The 17,273-nt window shown below is 58.0% G+C and carries 15 protein-coding genes; 10 read left to right on the top strand and 5 right to left on the bottom strand.

Going from position 1 to position 17,273, the window contains the following annotated elements; translation table 11 throughout:
* The first annotated feature begins 171 nt into the window (after positions 1 to 171).
* The gene (locus ADB08_RS05785; protein ID WP_049171735.1) at positions 172 to 936 is read left to right on the top strand and encodes a cyclase family protein; all 765 of its coding nucleotides are present in this window, start codon (positions 172 to 174) and stop codon (positions 934 to 936) included.
* A gap of 277 nt (positions 937 to 1,213) precedes the next feature.
* Here ADB08_RS05785 and ADB08_RS05780 read toward each other — a convergent pair whose 3' ends face one another.
* Positions 1,214 to 1,945: a YcnI family protein gene (locus ADB08_RS05780; RefSeq protein ID WP_049171733.1), complete on the bottom strand. Its 732-nt coding sequence runs from the start codon at positions 1,943 to 1,945 to the stop codon at positions 1,214 to 1,216.
* 518 nt (positions 1,946 to 2,463) lie between these two features.
* Here ADB08_RS05780 and dnaK point away from each other — a divergent pair.
* From dnaK to ADB08_RS05760, 4 genes are read left to right on the top strand one after another with little or no spacing between them, the layout of a single operon-like run.
* On the top strand, positions 2,464 to 4,305 hold the full coding sequence (gene dnaK, locus ADB08_RS05775; RefSeq protein WP_048734453.1) for a molecular chaperone DnaK: 1,842 nt from the start codon (positions 2,464 to 2,466) through the stop codon (positions 4,303 to 4,305).
* A gap of 2 nt (positions 4,306 to 4,307) precedes the next feature.
* Positions 4,308 to 4,895 (top strand): nucleotide exchange factor GrpE, encoded by a 588-nt coding sequence (grpE, locus tag ADB08_RS05770; RefSeq protein ID WP_016421563.1) that lies wholly within the window; start codon positions 4,308 to 4,310, stop codon positions 4,893 to 4,895.
* A gap of 60 nt (positions 4,896 to 4,955) precedes the next feature.
* Entirely contained in the window at positions 4,956 to 6,152 is a 1,197-nt protein-coding gene (gene dnaJ / locus ADB08_RS05765; RefSeq protein WP_005511752.1) for a molecular chaperone DnaJ, read from the top strand.
* Positions 6,152 to 6,562 carry a heat shock protein transcriptional repressor HspR gene (locus tag ADB08_RS05760; RefSeq protein WP_049171730.1) on the top strand — a complete coding sequence of 137 codons (411 nt, stop codon included), beginning with the start codon at positions 6,152 to 6,154 and terminating at the stop codon, positions 6,560 to 6,562. The genes dnaJ and ADB08_RS05760 overlap by 1 nt, the downstream gene beginning before the upstream one ends.
* A 107-nt stretch (positions 6,563 to 6,669) precedes the next feature.
* On the opposite strand, the gene ADB08_RS05755 is transcribed toward ADB08_RS05760, so the two are convergent.
* Both ADB08_RS05755 and ADB08_RS11355 read right to left on the bottom strand, forming a co-directional pair.
* Entirely contained in the window at positions 6,670 to 8,232 is a 1,563-nt protein-coding gene (locus ADB08_RS05755; RefSeq protein ID WP_049171727.1) for an alpha/beta hydrolase, read from the bottom strand.
* Positions 8,220 to 8,537 carry a hypothetical protein gene (locus tag ADB08_RS11355; protein ID WP_080971495.1) on the bottom strand — a complete coding sequence of 106 codons (318 nt, stop codon included), beginning with the start codon at positions 8,535 to 8,537 and terminating at the stop codon, positions 8,220 to 8,222. The genes ADB08_RS05755 and ADB08_RS11355 overlap by 13 nt, the downstream gene beginning before the upstream one ends.
* Before the next feature lie 143 nt (positions 8,538 to 8,680).
* Here ADB08_RS11355 and ADB08_RS05750 point away from each other — a divergent pair, with 143 nt between their 5' ends.
* The 3 genes from ADB08_RS05750 (at position 8,681) to ADB08_RS05740 (ending at position 10,968) form a co-directional block, all read left to right on the top strand.
* Positions 8,681 to 9,529, top strand: coding sequence for a nitrilase-related carbon-nitrogen hydrolase (locus ADB08_RS05750; protein WP_049171725.1), 849 nt, complete (start codon positions 8,681 to 8,683; stop codon positions 9,527 to 9,529).
* Between the two features lie 99 nt (positions 9,530 to 9,628).
* Positions 9,629 to 10,246, top strand: a complete 618-nt coding sequence (locus ADB08_RS05745) for a trimeric intracellular cation channel family protein (RefSeq protein WP_016421558.1) — start codon at positions 9,629 to 9,631, stop codon at positions 10,244 to 10,246.
* 83 nt (positions 10,247 to 10,329) lie between these two features.
* Positions 10,330 to 10,968 carry a DedA family protein gene (locus tag ADB08_RS05740; RefSeq protein ID WP_049171723.1) on the top strand — a complete coding sequence of 213 codons (639 nt, stop codon included), beginning with the start codon at positions 10,330 to 10,332 and terminating at the stop codon, positions 10,966 to 10,968.
* 131 nt (positions 10,969 to 11,099) lie between these two features.
* On the opposite strand, the gene ADB08_RS05735 is transcribed toward ADB08_RS05740, so the two are convergent.
* The gene (locus tag ADB08_RS05735; RefSeq protein ID WP_038626781.1) at positions 11,100 to 11,987 is read right to left on the bottom strand and encodes a fructose bisphosphate aldolase; all 888 of its coding nucleotides are present in this window, start codon (positions 11,985 to 11,987) and stop codon (positions 11,100 to 11,102) included.
* Positions 11,988 to 12,347: 360 nt separating this feature from the next.
* Here ADB08_RS05735 and clpB point away from each other — a divergent pair, with 360 nt between their 5' ends.
* Both clpB and ADB08_RS05725 read left to right on the top strand, forming a co-directional pair.
* A complete protein-coding gene (gene clpB, locus ADB08_RS05730) occupies positions 12,348 to 14,927 on the top strand; it encodes an ATP-dependent chaperone ClpB (protein WP_049171722.1) in 2,580 nt (859 codons plus the stop codon).
* Positions 14,928 to 15,112: 185 nt separating this feature from the next.
* Positions 15,113 to 15,760 carry a GNAT family N-acetyltransferase gene (locus tag ADB08_RS05725; protein WP_049171720.1) on the top strand — a complete coding sequence of 216 codons (648 nt, stop codon included), beginning with the start codon at positions 15,113 to 15,115 and terminating at the stop codon, positions 15,758 to 15,760.
* A 148-nt stretch (positions 15,761 to 15,908) separates the two neighbouring features.
* Here the strand turns inward: ADB08_RS05725 and ADB08_RS05720 are convergent, their stop codons facing one another.
* A complete protein-coding gene (locus tag ADB08_RS05720; protein WP_011273191.1) occupies positions 15,909 to 17,120 on the bottom strand; it encodes an IS110 family transposase in 1,212 nt (403 codons plus the stop codon).
* Between the last annotated feature and the right edge of the window lie 153 nt (positions 17,121 to 17,273).

Genomic DNA, 17,273 nt, shown 5'->3' with positions numbered 1-17,273 from the left:
TGGCTGCGGCTTGAAAAGTCTTTCCTGTATGCGAGGGTACCTGCGGTAGCGGGTGTCGTCAGGCTGTTTGAGCTGATAGGTGCAGGGTGGGGCGAGTTGGTGTCTTTTAGTGCTCGATGTGCCGGTGGCCATATTGGCTAACTAGACAGCTTTGTCTATATACTTCGCTTTATGTCGAACAAGAACACCGCAAACACGCACGAACTATGGGACATTGCTCGCAAGCTTCGGGAAAACCACACCTATGTTGACTTGACTCACGCGTTTCACGCCGGTCAGCCGAAATTCCCTGCGCTTCCCGACGAACAGCGAACACGGCTTTTCACCGTTGCTGAGCATGGATTTGAAATCGACCAGTATCAGTTTGTTGGCCAGTGGGGTACGCATGTGGATCCGCCTGTGCATTTCGTCCAAGAGACGAGAACTCTTGACAATATTGGCGTCGAGCAGATGATCCTGCCTTTGGTCGTCCTAGATTTCACTGCTGAAGTCGCTCGGGATAATGATTTCTCCCCTTCGATTGCTGATGTCGAGGCGTGGGAGGAACGCAATGGTTTGATTCCGGGCGGTGCATTTGTCGCATTTCGCAGTGACTGGTCAAAGCGGTGGCCTGACGCTGAGGCAATGGCCAATGCGGATGAAGAGGGCGTGACTCACTACCCAGGATGGAACGTTGAGGTCGTCGAATGGTTGATAGACAACCGTGGCGTTGTGGCGATTGGGCACGAGACCACTGATACGGACCCCGGCATCGTGGCTCATGGTGGCAGCTTGCCGACGGAACTCTATCTATTAGGGCGTGACCGATGGCAGATTGAACTTCTGGCTGGGCTCGACCAGGTGCCGGAAACGGGGGCTCTCGTGGTTGCCTCCTGGCCGAAGCCAAAGGATGGGACGGGGTTCCCAGCTCGAGTTTTTGCTGTTTTGCCAGTGTAATCCTCCCACTGCCTTCGAACGGTTTTCGAATACGCCATAAAGCTTCGCCTAACTCAATCCGAGCCTAGATGCGTGATTCAGCCGTCATTGTTTGAGAGCTTTGCATTGTCCGTTCACTGCGTCGACCGAAACGACGAGCCGACAGCACGGATTATCCTCCGGCGTGCATTGTCAAGATCGGCCGGCTCTATGTGCTCGCATGGGGTGAGCTCTGTGAAGGCATGGGCGGCAGTGCCGCGGTGAAGGCGGATTCCCGAGTGGCAATCCGCCTGTGGTCTTAACCTCGCTTACGCAGTGAAACTACCAATGCGGCAATACCGGTCAGCGCGCCCACGAGGCCGAGCCCCAGGCCCCAGCCGCCAAGCGTGCTGCTCGAATCCTCGCTGGTAGCAGCTGCGGAATGCTCCACGTCGTCTGAGCGGCTATCGCCGTGGTTTGTCTCGCTGGTGCCATGGTTGTGGCTGTGGTCGTGACCGTGGCTATGTTCATTGTCTTCCGACTTCTCAATCAGCTCCACAGTTGGAACCGGGTAGTCACTATCGTGGTCCTTTTCAGCCCAGTTCATCGAACCCTTTTCACAGGTTTGCAGCGTCGGCACCTCAACTGTCGACGGCTTTGCGTCATCAGCCACCTTCACGCTGAGCGTCAGAGAATCCTTCAGGTCCGACGGCAGTGGAGTCTTTGCGGTGTAGATGACCTTCTGCACCTTTTCATTCTTGCCAGAGCCGGTCGACTCCTTGGTGACATCCCAGTTCGCGTTCACGTTCGGCGTAACCTTTTCGAACTCCTCCGGGATGGTGAACTCGACCTTCGTCGTCGGCGAACCGTCGCAGCCATGGCCGACCCCGAAAGCCAGATCCGCGTAGCCGCCAATCGGGGCAGACGACGGGGTTGCATGCACATGTGCGGATGCAATGGCAGGGAAGGCGAGGGTTAGTGCGGCGCTTGCCGACGCTACTGCGAGCCCACGGAAAAAGGGGAAATGGTGTCGCTGTGCATTCTGAGGCACGAAAAACTCCTAAATAAGTGGGATGAATTCTTGGCTCAATCGCCCCGTAAATGGGGAGAATTTAGACATGTATTAGTGGAGCCGCCAGAGCTGATTCGGTGTCAGGCCATGGGGTAACAAGGGCATGGCCTGTTGATGAGCCGGTGGCTGCAAAACACGTCAGGGGATTAGTCGGTTCGCTGTGCAGGAAAGTTCCCAGGGCTAGTGCTAGGAAATTCTTTGTCCCCCTGGAGTCCAGAGGCAGGATTCTGTATAGAAAATTGCGCTGTCGGCTACCGTGAGTGGCTTTAGAGCATAGTCTTGTAAAAATCTTTTATCGCGGTGACCTGCGGTGATGACGGTTTTTTTAGAAAAGTTGAGTCGGGTTGGAATAACTTTGTCCCATAGTCCGTTGCATAGCATGACAAACATTGAGTCGGACACACTCAAGTTTGCTTGACAGATTTTCTACGGCAATGCAGACTTGAGCGCGTAAGACTTAAGGGCAATTCTTTTACTCTTCTAGAAAGGTGTTCATCATGGGACGCGCTGTTGGTATTGACTTGGGTACGACGAACTCCTGTGTCTCCGTCCTCGAGGGCGGCGAGGCTCAGGTGATTGCGAACGCTGAGGGTTCGCGCACCACTCCGTCGGTGGTTGCATTTGCAAAGAATGGTGAGGTCCTGGTTGGCCAGTCCGCTAAGAACCAGGCTGTCACTAACGTTGATCGCACTATTCGTTCGGTCAAGCGCCACATGGGTACTGACTGGAGCATCGAGATTGATGACAAGAAGTACACTCCGCAGGAGATTTCCGCTCGTACGCTGATGAAGCTGAAGCGCGACGCTGAGTCTTACCTGGGTGACGACGTCACTGATGCGGTTATTACCGTTCCGGCTTACTTCAACGACGCTGAGCGTCAGGCAACCAAGGAAGCGGGTCAGATTGCTGGCCTGAACGTCCTGCGCATTGTCAATGAGCCGACTGCTGCTGCACTTGCTTACGGTCTGGAGAAGTCCGACAAGGAGCAGACCATTCTGGTCTTCGACCTCGGTGGCGGTACCTTCGACGTCTCCCTGCTGGAGATCGGCGACGGTGTTGTTGAGGTTCGCGCAACTGCTGGTGACAACAAGCTCGGTGGCGATGACTGGGATCAGCGCATCGTTGACTGGTTGGTTGAGAAGTTCCAGTCCAGCAACGGCATTGACCTGACCAAGGACAAGATGGCTCTGCAGCGTCTGCGTGAGGCTGCTGAGAAGGCCAAGATTGAGCTGTCCTCCTCGCAGCAGGCATCTATCAACCTGCCGTACATCACCGTTGATGCTGACAAGAACCCGCTGTTCCTGGACGAGACCCTGTCCCGTACTGAGTTCCAGCGCATCACCTCTGATTTGCTTGACCGCACTCGTAAGCCGTTCCAGCAGGTCATTGCTGACGCTGATGTTTCGGTTTCCGACATTGACCACGTCGTGCTGGTCGGTGGTTCCACCCGTATGCCGGCAGTCTCCGAGCTGGTCAAGGAACTGACCGGTGGTCGTGAGCCGAACAAGGGCGTTAACCCGGACGAGGTTGTCGCAGTTGGTGCTGCTCTGCAGGCCGGCGTTCTGCGCGGTGAGGTCAAGGACGTGCTGCTGCTCGACGTCACCCCGCTGTCGCTGGGTATTGAGACCAAGGGCGGTGTCATGACCAAGCTGATCGAACGCAACACCACTATCCCGACCAAGCGTTCGGAGACCTTCACCACTGCTGAAGACAACCAGCCGAGCGTTCAGATTCAGGTCTTCCAGGGCGAGCGTGAGATGGCTGCAGCTAACAAGCTGCTGGGCTCTTTCGAGCTGGGCGGTATCGCTCCGGCACCGCGTGGTGTCCCGCAGATTGAGGTCACCTTCGACATCGACGCCAACGGCATTGTCCACGTCACCGCTAAGGACAAGGGCACTGGTAAGGAAAACACGATCACCATCCAGGACGGCTCCGGCCTCTCCAAGGAGGAGATCGACCAGATGATCAAGGACGCTGAGAAGCACGCTGACGAGGACAAGAAGCGCCGCGAGGAGCAGGAAGTCCGCAACTCGGCTGAGTCCATGGCTTACCAGACCCGCAAGTTCGCATCGGAGAACGAGGACAAGGTTTCCCAGGACATCCGCGACCGCGTTGAAGAGGCCGCCAAGGAAGTCGACGAGGCTCTGAAGGGCTCCGACATCGAGGCCATCAAGTCCGCCGTCGAGAAGCTGTCCACCGAGAGCCAGGAGATGGGTAAGGCTATCTACGAGGCTCAGGCAGCTGAGGGTGCAACCGCAGCCGAGGGTGCTGAGGCCGCTGACGCTGACGACAACGTCGTTGACGCTGAGGTCGTCGACGAGGACGAGAAGGACAAGTAAGAATGACTGACCAGGATCAGGGAAACCAGCCCACCCCGGAGGAGCCGGCCAACCTGGCCGATCAGGTCAACGAGGTCTTCGAGCAGGCCAAGCTTGACGACGACGTGGAGCCGGCGACCGAAGGTGCCGCCGGCGACACCGCCGCGGAGGAAGCTGCAGACCCAGTTGCAGCCATCCAGCGTGAGTTGGATGAGCGCACGGAGGACCTGCAGCGCCTGTCGGCGGAGTTCGCAAACTACCGTCGTCGAGTTGACCGAGACCGTGAAGCCGAGCGCGTACAGGCGAAGGCAAAGCTGGCTGGAGAACTGCTGGTTTTGGCTGATGACCTCGACCGGGCTGAAGAGCACGGCGACTTGGCAGACGGCACGCCGCTGAAGGCTTTCGCGGATAAATTCCGTGGCGTGCTGACCGCACAGGGTGTTGAGGAATTTGGTGCCGCAGGAGAGGAGTTCAACCCGGACATCCACGAGGCTGTCCAGGATCTCTCTGAAGGGGATGACAAGGTTCTAGCCAATGTGCTGCGCAAGGGCTACCGAATTAATGACCGTGTCATTCGTACGGCGATGGTAATCATCGGCGATCCGCAGTAGCGGAGACACAAGTGACGCAGATTTCTTTGAATTAGTTTTTCTGAAAGGAGGAGATGCACCATGACTCAACGGGAATGGGCAGATAAGGACTATTACGCTGACTTGGGCGTCTCTAAGTCTGCGTCACTCGACGAGATTAAAAAGGCCTACCGCAAGTTAGCCCGGGAGAACCACCCGGACAAGAACCCGGGTAACAAGGCCGCTGAAGATAAGTTCAAGCGAATCTCCGAGGCATACTCGGTGGTCGGTGACGAGGACAAGCGCCGCGAATACGATGAGCTGCGTGCAGCTCTCGCAGGTGGTTTCCGATTCCCCGGTGCCGCAGGTGCCGGCGGAGCCGGTGCTGCCGGTGCACGTGGATTCGACTTCGACGTGTCGGATCTCTTCGGCGGAGGTGCCGGATTCGGTGGCAATGCTGGTGGTGCAGGTGGCCTAGGTGATTTCCTGGGCGGCTTCGTAAACCGCAATGGTGGCGCTGGTGCTGCCGGGCGGCAGAAGGCCCGCCGTGGTGCGGATGTGGAGACAGAGATTACGCTCGATTTCCGCGAGGCTGCCCAAGGTGTCACCATCCCGCTGCAGCTCACCAACCCGTCGCCATGCACGAACTGCAATGGTTCGGGTGCAGCGCCGGGAACCTCACCGGTGACGTGTACCACCTGTCATGGTTCGGGATATGTCAAGGAGCAAAAGGGGGCCTTCGGCTTCTCCAGTCCGTGTGCGGACTGTGGTGGCCAGGGCACTCGTATCGAGAACCCTTGCTCGCAGTGTAACGGCACCGGTGTGACCACCCGCCGTCGTACCATCACCGTTCGCGTCCCCGCAGGTGTGGTGGACGGCCAGAAGGTCCGTCTTGCGGGCCAAGGTGAAGCGGGACTGCGGGGACGTCCGGCCGGTGACCTCTTTGTCACCGTTCATGTTCGCCCGGATGAAGTCTTCACCCGCAGCGGCAACGACCTTGAGGTCACGGTGCCCGTGAGCTTCGGCGAGCTCGCACTCGGCGGCACCATTACCGTGCCGACGTTGGGTGACAAGATTCGCGTGCGTGTCCCGGCTGGCACAGCCGATGGCCGAACACTGCGTGTGCGCGGTCGAGGAATCCCGAAGCGCAATGGCACTCCGGGTGACCTGCTGGTAACCGTGCGTGTGAAGGTGCCGACCAATTTGGACGACAATGCCACTTCGGCATTGCGCTCCTACGTCGAAGCGGAACGTGCCAGCGGGTTCAATCCTCGTGAGGGTTGGGCAGGTGCGAAATAATGTCCGACAACACTGAGGTCTATGTCATATCCGTAGCCGCGAATCTCGCGGGCATGCATGCGCAGACGCTGCGCAATTATGACCGACTCGGGTTGGTAACTCCGCAGCGAACCTCCGGCGGAGGTCGGCGCTACACCAAACGCGATGTGGCGCTGCTGCGTGAGATTCAGCGTCTGAGTCAGGAAGACGGCGTCAACCTGGCCGGTATTAAGGCCATCATCGACCTGACTGAGCGGGTGGATTCGCTTGAGCAGGAAAATGCAGAACTGCGAGAGCAGCTCTATCAAGCAAAGGCACAGGCTCGTCGTTCGCGAGGCGAACTGGTTCACGTCCCACGCTCTACGGCAGTGGTGATGTGGGAGCCGCGCACGCGGCGCGGGCGCAGAGGTGATCGTGGCGGGGAAGGATAACTCACACGGGTGATTGAACGGACTAAGCAGCGTCGGCTGGTTAATCCGTTTTCTCTTGGCTTGTTAATTTGGGCCGCGGATAAGCAACTGTTGATCTGAGACGCCGGTCAGCTATCAGTTAGCCACCGGTTGGTCTCGCGAGTGAAAACTTCATCGTCAAAGTAGTGTTCGATGTGTGGGTTGCCCTGAACGTGCCGATACTTTTGAGGAATATCCTGCACGGGAGTGACCATGAATTCGGCCAAGTCTCGCATGGACAGGCCACGCTCACTCAGGTTGAGTGCGTACGCGCCGAAGTCTTTATCCGCCGGGTTTTTCCCATGAATCCCCAGTTCGGCAGGAATCCGAATGGGGTCCATCGGGGACGTCGCCACCGCCACACGGTGGCTATTTTCATATTCGGGTCGGGCTGTACCGTCCGGCTTGAGCAGTTTCATGTCGTTTGCACGCTCCAGTCCAGGGCCAACACCTGGCGGAGCTATGAGCAGCACCCTATCCGCGTAGAGGCCACTACCAAGGGAGGCCTGCGAGACCACCGTCGCCCCATAGCTATAGCCGGCGACAACGTGCCGCTGAGTAGGAGACTGGGCATGGGCGGTAGCGCCACCGGCAACTGCAGTGTCACCGCTATCGACACCACCGGAACGCTCAATCAAACCGGCTTGCAAGTGCTGCAGCCGCTCTGCAGCAAAATTGTGATACTCGGTGCGTATGGCCTCACGGAGGTTGGGTGGCGCGTCATAGGAAAACAACACCACCGCCACATCCTCCGGATTTCCACCGGCGGCGTGGAAGGTCGCGGCTACACGCTCGAACTGCTTGCTAGCGTCCTCCGCGCTAGAGCTGGTACCGGGGACGAGAGTGATCACAGTCGATGCTCGCTCAACGTCACCGAACGCAATCGCAGAATGTCCAGGCGAGGACTCCAATAGTTGTCCAGGAGGCAGCCCCAAAGCCCTGGCGCGAGCGGACATGGCGGCATCTATCTCTGATAGCGGGCTACTCGAATACGCCCCAGCCCATCCGCTCCCAACTTCCAAGTCCCAACCACCGTCAATCTCTTTGTCGCTAGTGGTGCCAGTACCACGACCAGCCTGCGATGGCTGCAATCTACCCGAGCCACTAGCTCCGCTTGCCACCAGTGGTGAAAGAGCTGAGATTGCGCCCGCCGCCTTCTCATCGAGTCGGTTGAGTTCAGCCAAGGCCGACTGAATCCGAAGCTGCGAGGTTGCACGCCATTCGGCCATGGTGAAAGGCCCGGAAGGAATTTTGGGATGAACGAGGCTGCGCGCAATCGTAGACAGCATGCCCTCCGGCGGAGTCACCGCACCAGAAACCAGATTCACCTGAAACCCCAGGTTGGTTGCCTGGTTTACCGCGTCGGTAAGTTCGCGGATGACGTCGTTAAGCATGGCGGCGGTATCGCTGCAGCAGGCGGCGAGACGTTCGAGCGCTACGCTGCTCCGGCGCAGACGCGTGGAGCTGTGGGTGACAGAAGCCTCGGCGGCGCTGCGGTTGTCGCCGGCGAAGTCATCCTCTGAAAGCGCGTTGAGTGCGCCCTGGGAACTGTCGGCGGAATCGGTGAGGGCGCGCGCCCCGGAACGCAGCGCCCGGGCGAGGATCTCCAGCGAATCCACACGCCACAGCAGCGCTTCGCCTACCGTGACCATGACGGCTTTTCCAAGGCGGCGGACTGGTCATGCTCGTGCGCGAGAGCGCTGACCGCGAGGGCATCGGCAGCCTGCGCAACAACGTCGATGTTTGTGCACGCGGCAAGCAATGATTCCGACCACTTCCCACAAGTAGTGGAGGCAGCGGGGACAATCCGTGAGCCGGGCAGGGCAGAGGTGAGCCCGGCGCTTCCTGGGGCAGCTGCGACGATGGTGGAAAGAGCATCAATACGAGTGGAAATCTGCTGGTAGGAACGACTTAAGGCGGATAGTTGAGCTGGGTTGACTGTGATGTGTTCGGCCATGTTTTTGATTCTGCTGGGTGGAGTAAGGCAGCGGAAGACCATCTTCAGCGAACTGTGGATAACTCTGAGCGGAAGCAACGCAGGAAGCCGCGCTGTGGATAACTTCAGGGCGGTCAATCCGGGGTAGTCGGTAACATTTAGGCATGCGTATTGCACTGGCTCAGTTGGAATTGTCAGCGTCGGTTGAAGAGAATCTGAACGCGGTGAAGGTGACTATCGCGCGGGCAGCACAGGACAACGCCGATTTGGTGGTTTTCCCCGAAGCCACGATGAAGGCGTTCAATTCCGGTCGCCTGGATGTCGTGGCGGAGTCCAGCAGCGATAGGTTCGTAGCGGAGGTCTCGCAGGCCGCTCACGATGCCGGAATCAGCGTGGTGGTCGGCATGTTCCGGCCGGCAGATGAAGTGGAGCGCGACGGTAAGACGATGCACCGCGTCTTCAATTCGCTGCTTCTGGCTTGGCGTGATGAGGACGGCCCCGGTGTCGAGTTCTACGACAAACTCCACCTCTTCGACGCTTTTGGGTTTCGCGAATCGGATACTGTCGCGCCGGGCAACGCGCACGTGGTCTGTGATGTCCCGCTTGCCGACGGATCGTCGGTCGCCCTCGGTCTTGCGACATGCTTTGACATCAGGTTCCCGGAGCAATTCATTCAACTGGCCAACCTGGGCGCAGAGGTCATCGCGCTGCCTGCATCGTGGAATGATGGCCCGGGCAAGGTAAGGCAGTGGCAGACGCTGGTGTCGGCACGCGCACTGGATAGCACTTGTGTGATTGCGGCAGTCGATGCGGCCCGGCCTGGTGGGGCGAAGGCCGCGGGGAAGGATGAGGGGCCGACCGGCGCGGGGCATTCCATGTTGGTCAATGCGGACGGCGGAGTTATTGCCTCGGCGGGCTACGGCCCGCAGTTGCTTGTGGCCGATGTGGATATAGCGGAGGTGGAGCGGATTCGTCGCTCGATTCCGGTGCTGGAAATTCGCGATCAGGGCTAGCCGGGAAGCAATGAAGCGGGCCGAGTCGAGGGGGCGAAGATTGCGGGATATTAGCCTATAGTTCTACCGATTCGGGCGAAGTCCTTTATATTTCTTATCATGCTGCTCCACATCCTCTGGGTCATCGGAATTACGGCCGAAGGCGTCACCGGCGCACTAGCGGCCGGTCGAATGCGCATGGATCTCTTTGGAGTTTCAACAATTGCGTGCATGACTGCTATCGGCGGCGGTACCCTGCGCGATGTCATTCTCGGTCACTATCCGTTGGTGTGGGTTGCAAGCCCACAATATTTGCTGGTTATTGTCGGTGCAGCACTGATCACGGTGCTGTTGGCCGACTTCCTGATGAAGCACTTCCGGGTCGTGTTCTTGGTCGCTGACGCAATCGGTTTGTCGGCGTTTTCCATCATTGGTGCCCGCGTGGCCATGGAAATGGGGCACGGCGTCATCATCGCTATTGTCGGCGCCGTTCTTACCGGTGCGTTTGGAGGTGTGCTCCGCGACCTGATGTGTGACCGCGTCCCGCTGGTGTTTCAAAAGGAGCTCTATGCCTCCATCGCAGTCGTCGCGGCGACGCTTTACTACGTGCTCGACATGGTTGGCCTGCACGAGAACATCAACATCATCTGTGCGGTGCTGTCCGCACTGTTCATTCGACTAGCGGCGCTTTGGCGTGGCTGGTCGCTGCCGGTATTTGACTATCAGGGGCGCGATTAAAACACAGTACCCAGAAAAACTCTCAGCAAAATACTCTAATTAGCTCAGCAGAATCGATAGTTGTTGCTGAAAAGATTGCCGTTATGGATTTTTCTGGATTCCTCTCCGGTATCGGAGACCCCGAAGCTCTACTCCAGGGGTTTGGCCCTTGGGTGCTTGCGGGGCTTGGACTCATCATCTTCATTGAGTCCGGTGTGCTCTTTCCTTTTCTGCCCGGTGACTCGCTGTTGGTCACTGCTGCCGTCTTAAGGTCAGAGCTAGATGTCCACACTTGGCAGGTGCTGGTTATCGGTATTATTGCCGCGGTGCTGGGTGATCAAGTCGGTTACTTCTTAAGCCACTCCTTCGGCCGCAAACTGTTCAGCGACAATGCAAAGGTGCTGCGAACTAATCGTCTGGAAGCGGCCGAGAAGTTCTTTGCCAAGTACGGACCTCTGTCGTTGGTGCTGGGGCGATTTGTTCCCATTGTGCGCACCTACGTTCCGCTGGCTGCGGGCACTGCGAATATGCCCTACGGAAAGTTCATCGGCTGGAATGTCGCCGGTGCGATTGGCTGGGTCGCCAGTATGGTCGCTGTTGGTGTGCTGCTGGGCAACATTCCGGGAATCACCAGTTCCATCGACAAGATCATGTTACTGGTGATTGCAATTTCCGTGCTACCGGTTGTCATTGGTGGTGTGAATGCGCGTCGTAAAGCAGCTGTTGCGAAGCGCTCGGTGTAGGACGGTGCTGTCGTAAGGGCAGAGGCGCCGACAGAAAAACTCCCGCACCAGGTTTTCTTGGTGCGGGAGTTTTTAGTTGCGCTAGCGGCTACCTAGAGGCGCGCACAAGCGCAGATGCACAGCGCGGACGATTAGGAAATCGAAGCCTCGTAGATGCCCTTGACGGACTCAGCCATAGTTGCGTTGAACTCTTCGTCGGACTGCTGAGCGGACAGGCCCTCAGACAGTGCACGGGAGAAGGAAGCAATCATGCCGTGGTTGCGGGACAGGCGCTCGTTGGCGTCCTCGCGCTCGTAGCCACCGGACAGGGCGACAACGCGCATGACCTTCGGGTGCTCAATCAGCGGCTTGTACAGGTCATCCTTGGTCGGGATGGAAACCTTGATCATGACCTTCTGGTCATCAGCCAGGTCATCCAGGCCAGCGAGCAGTTCGCGCAGGACGATGTCCTCAGCCTCTGCCTTGTCAGCAGCGTTGATGTCGACCTCCGGCTCCAGGATCGGAACCAGACCGTGGGACAGAACCTGCTTGCCGAACTCGAACTGCTGGGCAATGTTGGCCTTGATGCCCTCTTCGTTTGCCTCGGCAATGAAGGAACGCATCTTGGTACCGAAGATGCCCTTAGCGACAGCGCGCTCCAGCAGCTCATCCAGGCCCGGGCACGGCTTCATAAGCTGAACGCCGTTTTCCTTGTCAGCCAGGCCCTTGTCAGTCTTCAGGAACGGGACGATGCCCTTCTTTTCCCACAGGTACTGAGCGGTCGGGATTCCCTCAATGTCGCGATCCATGGTCTGCTCGAAGAGAATCGCGCCAATAATCTGCTCAGAGTTGAAGGACGGGGAAGTGATGATGCGGGTACGCATCTCGTGAACCAGGTCGAACATTTCATCTTCGTTCGAGTACTGATCCTCGTTGATGCCGTACAGGCGCAGAGCCTTCGGGGTAGATCCACCGGACTGGTCGAGAGCGGCGATGAAGCCCTTGCCCTCAGTCATCTGACGTGCCTGCTCGATGTTCATTCGAGTCCTTTCGTGAGAATGAAGGAATGTCACCTACTAGGGTAACCAAAACAGTATGAGTGCGCTGTCCACCCATCACTCACATGGGGGAAGTTGAATCCGGCGGGAGTGTGCTGGTGAGGACGTCGGGCGGTGTGTCGGAGTGTGTTCGCACGTGGTTTCTGGAGCTTTCCAACGTTTTCTAGTGCTTTCCGGCGCGCTACTACGCTTAACGACGCTGCCGAGCTCAATCCTTTTTGCTATAGGTGTGGTGTGAATCACGGTCGGGAAATTGAAAAATTTGAAGTTGAGTGGAACAGACTCAAGGCTGAGTGCGTTATGGGTAGTGAATGACAAAGTTGAGTCAAAGGGGCGCAAGTTATGAGTTTTACACCAACAACTAAGACTGGAGAAGTTCTCCAGGAAGCTATGAAGGCCGCGACCAACGCGGGTAACCCGGATATCCGGCCTGGGCACATTCTGGTAGCACTGCTGGAGCAAAAGGAGGGTATTGCGGCTCCACTGCTTGAAGCAGCGGGCGTTAATCCTTCCGGGGTTTTGACCCGCGCTAAGGAGTTGGTCGCGGGGTACCCGTCGGCAAGCGGGGCGAATATGGCGAACCCACAGTTTAATAGGGACGCCGTTAATGCTCTGAACGCCGCCGAGGAGCTGGCGGGGGAGCTGGGAGACGAGTACGTTTCCACGGAAATTCTGCTTATCGGTGTAGCAACTGGCCAGTCGGAGGCGGCAACTGTGCTGCAGTCGGCGGGTGCTACTGCCGAGGCGTTAAAGGGTGCGCTGACTAGTGTGCGTGGATCGAGGAAGGTAACAACGGAGAATCCAGAAGAGCAGTACCAGGCTCTGGAAAAGTATGCGACGGACTTAACCGCGCGGGCACGTGAGGGCAAGATTGACCCAGTTATTGGCCGCGATGCGGAGATTCGTCGCGTGGTACAGGTCTTGAGTCGTCGTACCAAGAACAATCCGGTGCTCATTGGTGAGCCGGGCGTTGGTAAGACGGCCATTGTAGAGGGGCTGGCACGACGCATTGTTGCAGGTGATGTGCCGGAATCTCTGAAGGGCAAGACGCTGATGAGCCTGGATCTGGGCTCTATGGTCGCCGGTGCGAAGTATCGCGGTGAGTTCGAGGAGCGCCTGAAGGCGGTTCTGGACGAGATTAAGGAATCCGACGGTCAGATTATTACCTTCATCGATGAGATTCACACCATCGTTGGCGCTGGCGCCACGGGTGATGGCTCGATGGATGCGGGCAATATGATCAAGCCGATGCTGGCTCGTGGTGAGCTGCGTCTGGTCGGTGCGACGACCCTGGATGAGTACCGCAAGTACATCGAGAAGGATGCTGCGCTGGAGCGTCGTTTCCAGCAGGTCTTTGTCGGTGAGCCGAGCGTTGAGGACGCCATTGGTATTCTGCGTGGTCTGAAGGAGCGCTACGAGGTCCACCACGGTGTTCGCATCCAGGACTCCGCGCTGGTGGCTGCAGCAACGCTGTCGGACCGCTACATCACATCCCGCTTCCTGCCGGATAAGGCTATCGACCTGGTTGATGAGGCCGCATCGCGTCTGCGTATGGAGATTGACTCCTCGCCGGAGGAAATCGACTCCGCGGAACGCATCGTGCGCCGCCTCGAAATCGAGGAAATGGCCCTGGAGAAGGAAACTGACATCGCGTCGAAGGAACGCCTGGACAAGCTCCGTGAGGAACTTGCAGATGAGCGCGAGAAGCTCAACGCTCTGAAGACTCGCTGGCAGAACGAGAAGTCCTCGATTGATGATGTCCGCTCCGTCCGCGAAGAGCTCGATGCCCTGCGCACTGAGTCCGAAAAGGCTGAGCGCGAAGGTGACTACGGGCGCGTCGCAGAGCTGCGTTACGGACGCATCCCTGAGTTGGAGAAGAAGCTGGAGGCCGCCGAGGAATCGGTCGCTGACGCAGAGGAAAACTCCATGCTCAAGGAGGAGGTCACGCCTCAGGAAGTCGCTGAGGTTGTCTCCGCCTGGACGGGTATCCCGGCTGGCAAGATGATGCAGGGTGAGACCGAGAAGCTGCTCGAAATGGAGCTCAACCTCGGCCGTCGCGTTGTTGGTCAGAATGCCGCTGTGGAGGCTGTCTCCGATGCCGTCCGCCGTTCGCGTGCGGGTGTTGCCGATCCGAACCGTCCGACTGGTTCCTTCCTGTTCCTCGGTCCAACTGGCGTTGGTAAGACAGAGCTGGCCAAGGCGCTGGCGGAGTTCCTCTTCGACGATGAGCGTGCGATGGTGCGCATCGATATGTCCGAGTACGGCGAGAAGCACTCTGTCGCTCGTCTGATTGGTGCTCCTCCTGGATACGTCGGCTACGACGCTGGCGGTCAGCTCACCGAGGCTGTTCGTCGCCGTCCGTACACCGTCGTGCTTTTCGACGAGGTCGAGAAGGCTCACCCGGACGTGTTCGATGTGCTCCTGCAGGTGCTCGATGAGGGTCGCCTGACCGATGGTCAGGGCCGAACCGTGGACTTCCGAAACACGATTCTGATTCTGACCTCCAACCTCGGTGCTGGTGGTACGCATGAGCAGATCATGGATGCGGTCAAGATGGCCTTCAAGCCGGAGTTCATCAACCGTCTCGACGATGTAGTGATCTTCGATCCGCTGACCTCCGAGCAGCTGCGCGGCATTGTGGACATTCAGGTTCGCAACCTGGCAGAACGCCTGGAGGCACGTCGTCTGGTGCTGGATGTCTCCGATGAGGCACTGGATTGGCTGTCGGAGCGCGGCTACGACCCGGCCTACGGCGCCCGTCCGTTGCGTCGTCTGGTGCAGAAGGCAATCGGCGATGAGCTGGCACGTCGACTGCTCGCTGGTGATGTTCGCGATGGTGACCGCGTAGAGGTCACGGTTGCTGACGATGGCGAGTCGCTGAAGGTTGTCGGCTATGACGAGGATGGCGTAGCCCGGGGCTAGGGCGCCCAATCCTCAGGGCGATACCTGTTCAGCAGGCTGTCCGTTTGTTGGGGCGGTTTGGGAGATTTTTCTCCTGAACTGCCCCTTTTTGTGCTTTTGTTGTCCGGGCTTATGTTCCTTGCGGCCGATCGCGTGGGCTTGTTGCATTCCGGTCGGCCTGGGGTGCACCGGTATAGTGCGCAAATATGACTAACTTTCAGTGGCGACCAGCGACAGACTCCGACCGCCCCTTCATTGCCTGGATGGACGAACTAACGGAAACGTTCGGAGATGAAAGTCAGCCACTGCCGGAAGACTATGTAGTGACGAGGCGTCAATACGTCGACCAGTGGGACGCGAGTCAGGGCGGGGTTATCCTTTTCGCCACTTCGCTTGACGACGCTGACCTCGAGTCGCTCAGTGGCGACATGACCCGCACTGACCCGTTTGAACCGAGAGTTTCTCGCGAAGCTACCTATAGTGCGGCCGCCATTAAGGCGGAATGGTTGGAGCGCGGGGATTCGTCGTCAAGCGAAGAATGCGAGAGCTATGAAGTGCCGGTAGGGGCGGCCTGGCTGCGTACGTTTACGAAGGGCGATCCGGGGTACGGTTTTGTGGAAAATGGGATTCCTGAGGTAGCGATTGCGCTGCGTCCGGGTGTAGTCGGACGCAGGCTGTCGCAGCCGATGATTGCGGGGCTTCTTGAGTATGCGCGTGAGCTGGGGTACCCGGGGGTTAGTCTGGCTGTCCATGATGCCAACCCGCGGGCGGCGAAAGCTTATGTGAAGGCGGGGTTTGAGCTAGTGGGGCGCTCGAGCTTCCCGGACCACGATGTGATGGTGGTGCGGTTTTAGGCTTTCGGCGTGCAGTTTTTTTTGGGGGGGTGTCCCTATGTTTTTGTCAAGTGCCAGACCGATGTTGACGAGCACAGTCTTGGGAGTAGTTTCTTAGGCGTGCCTAGGAGCCGGCCAGCGTGTGCTGGTCGGCTTCGTCTTTGGGGCTTTATGCGGCGACGGGGCGTGGCGGGATTTCGCGGAAGAACTCCTTGTTTTTCAGCATCGCGTAGATGACATTGCATCGGCGTCGTGCCAGGCAGATGACTGCTGCGTTGTGGCGTTTTCCTTCAGCGCGTTTGCGTTCGTAATACCGCCGTGACGGTTCGTGGCTGCGGATAACTGCGAATGCGGAGTAGAACAAGGCGTTTTTCAGTCGTTTATTGCCTGACCGTGCCGGGAATTCACCTCTGATCGACGAACCGGATCGTCTAGTCACGGGTGCTATTCCAGCATAAGCAGCTAAGTGGCCAGCACTAGCGAAGTCGGAGCCATCACCGATCGCAAGAAGGATCTGCGCTGCGGTCTTGATGCCGACTCCGGGCATACTCATCAAGACCTCACAAAGAGGGAAATCAGCGAGCATCTCTTCAACCTGCTCAGCAATGGTGTTTCGTTGCTCTTTGAGGGCCTGGATGTTTGCAGCCAGTTGAGGAATTACTAACTCGGCGGCATCGCTTCCAGGCACGGTGACTGTTTGAGCTTTCAGCGCTGTAAAAATGTCGTCTACCAGCGGGGTGGGGTCTTTACGTGTGCGCTTGATCATCCAGTTCAACACTCGTTGGTATCCGGCTCTTTTTAGCCCCTGCGGTCCCTTGTAATGGATCAATAATTCCAGGATCGGCGTGCGAGTCAGGGTGCTACCAGCAAAAACTCGTTCCAGGCTGGGGTAGATCTGGGTGAGGACACTGCGAAGCCGATTGACAGTGCGAGTGCAATCGCGGGCGATGTCATCATCGAAGCCGGACAGCATCTTTAGGGCGGAGAGTACCTCATCATTGCGGTCGACGGCACGTAGCGTGTGGGGCATTGTGCGGGCGGTGTCGGCGATGATGAATGCGTCGCGTTTGTCTGTTTTTGCACGTCCCGGATAGAGATCTGCAGCTTTGCGCATCGCAAGACCTGGCAGGTATCCGACTTCGCAACCGCAGTCCCGGGCTACAGCAATCGGTAGTGCGCCGATGGTGTTGGGTTGGTCGACGATCACGAGCACGGTGCCAAGCTTCTGAAGCTGGTGAAAAACGCCTGCTAGTTCGGATTCGAGTTGAGGCAACGGTTTGTCGAAGACCTTGTTGCCATCACGGTCTAAGGCGCAGGCGTGGTGTTCAGATTTGCCGACGTCTAACCCAAGGAATATGTCGATGGAATGCTCCGGAGACATGATGAGCTCCTAGAAAACGAGATGGGTATGGCGTTGTTCCAGTCGCTGGTGTCATGACCTTCGTTGCAAGCACCCACGTTACAAAGAGACCTAGTTTAAAACTGGCCGTGTCCCTATCAGCTGTCATCGAAAGTCCTGGCACCCGGCGGCAAC

Origin of the sequence: Corynebacterium sp. 239_CJEI (genome assembly GCF_001055995.1) — a bacterium.
Lineage (GTDB): Bacteria > Actinomycetota > Actinomycetes > Mycobacteriales > Mycobacteriaceae > Corynebacterium > Corynebacterium jeikeium_D.
This window is presented reverse-complemented; position numbering and strand designations above follow the sequence as displayed.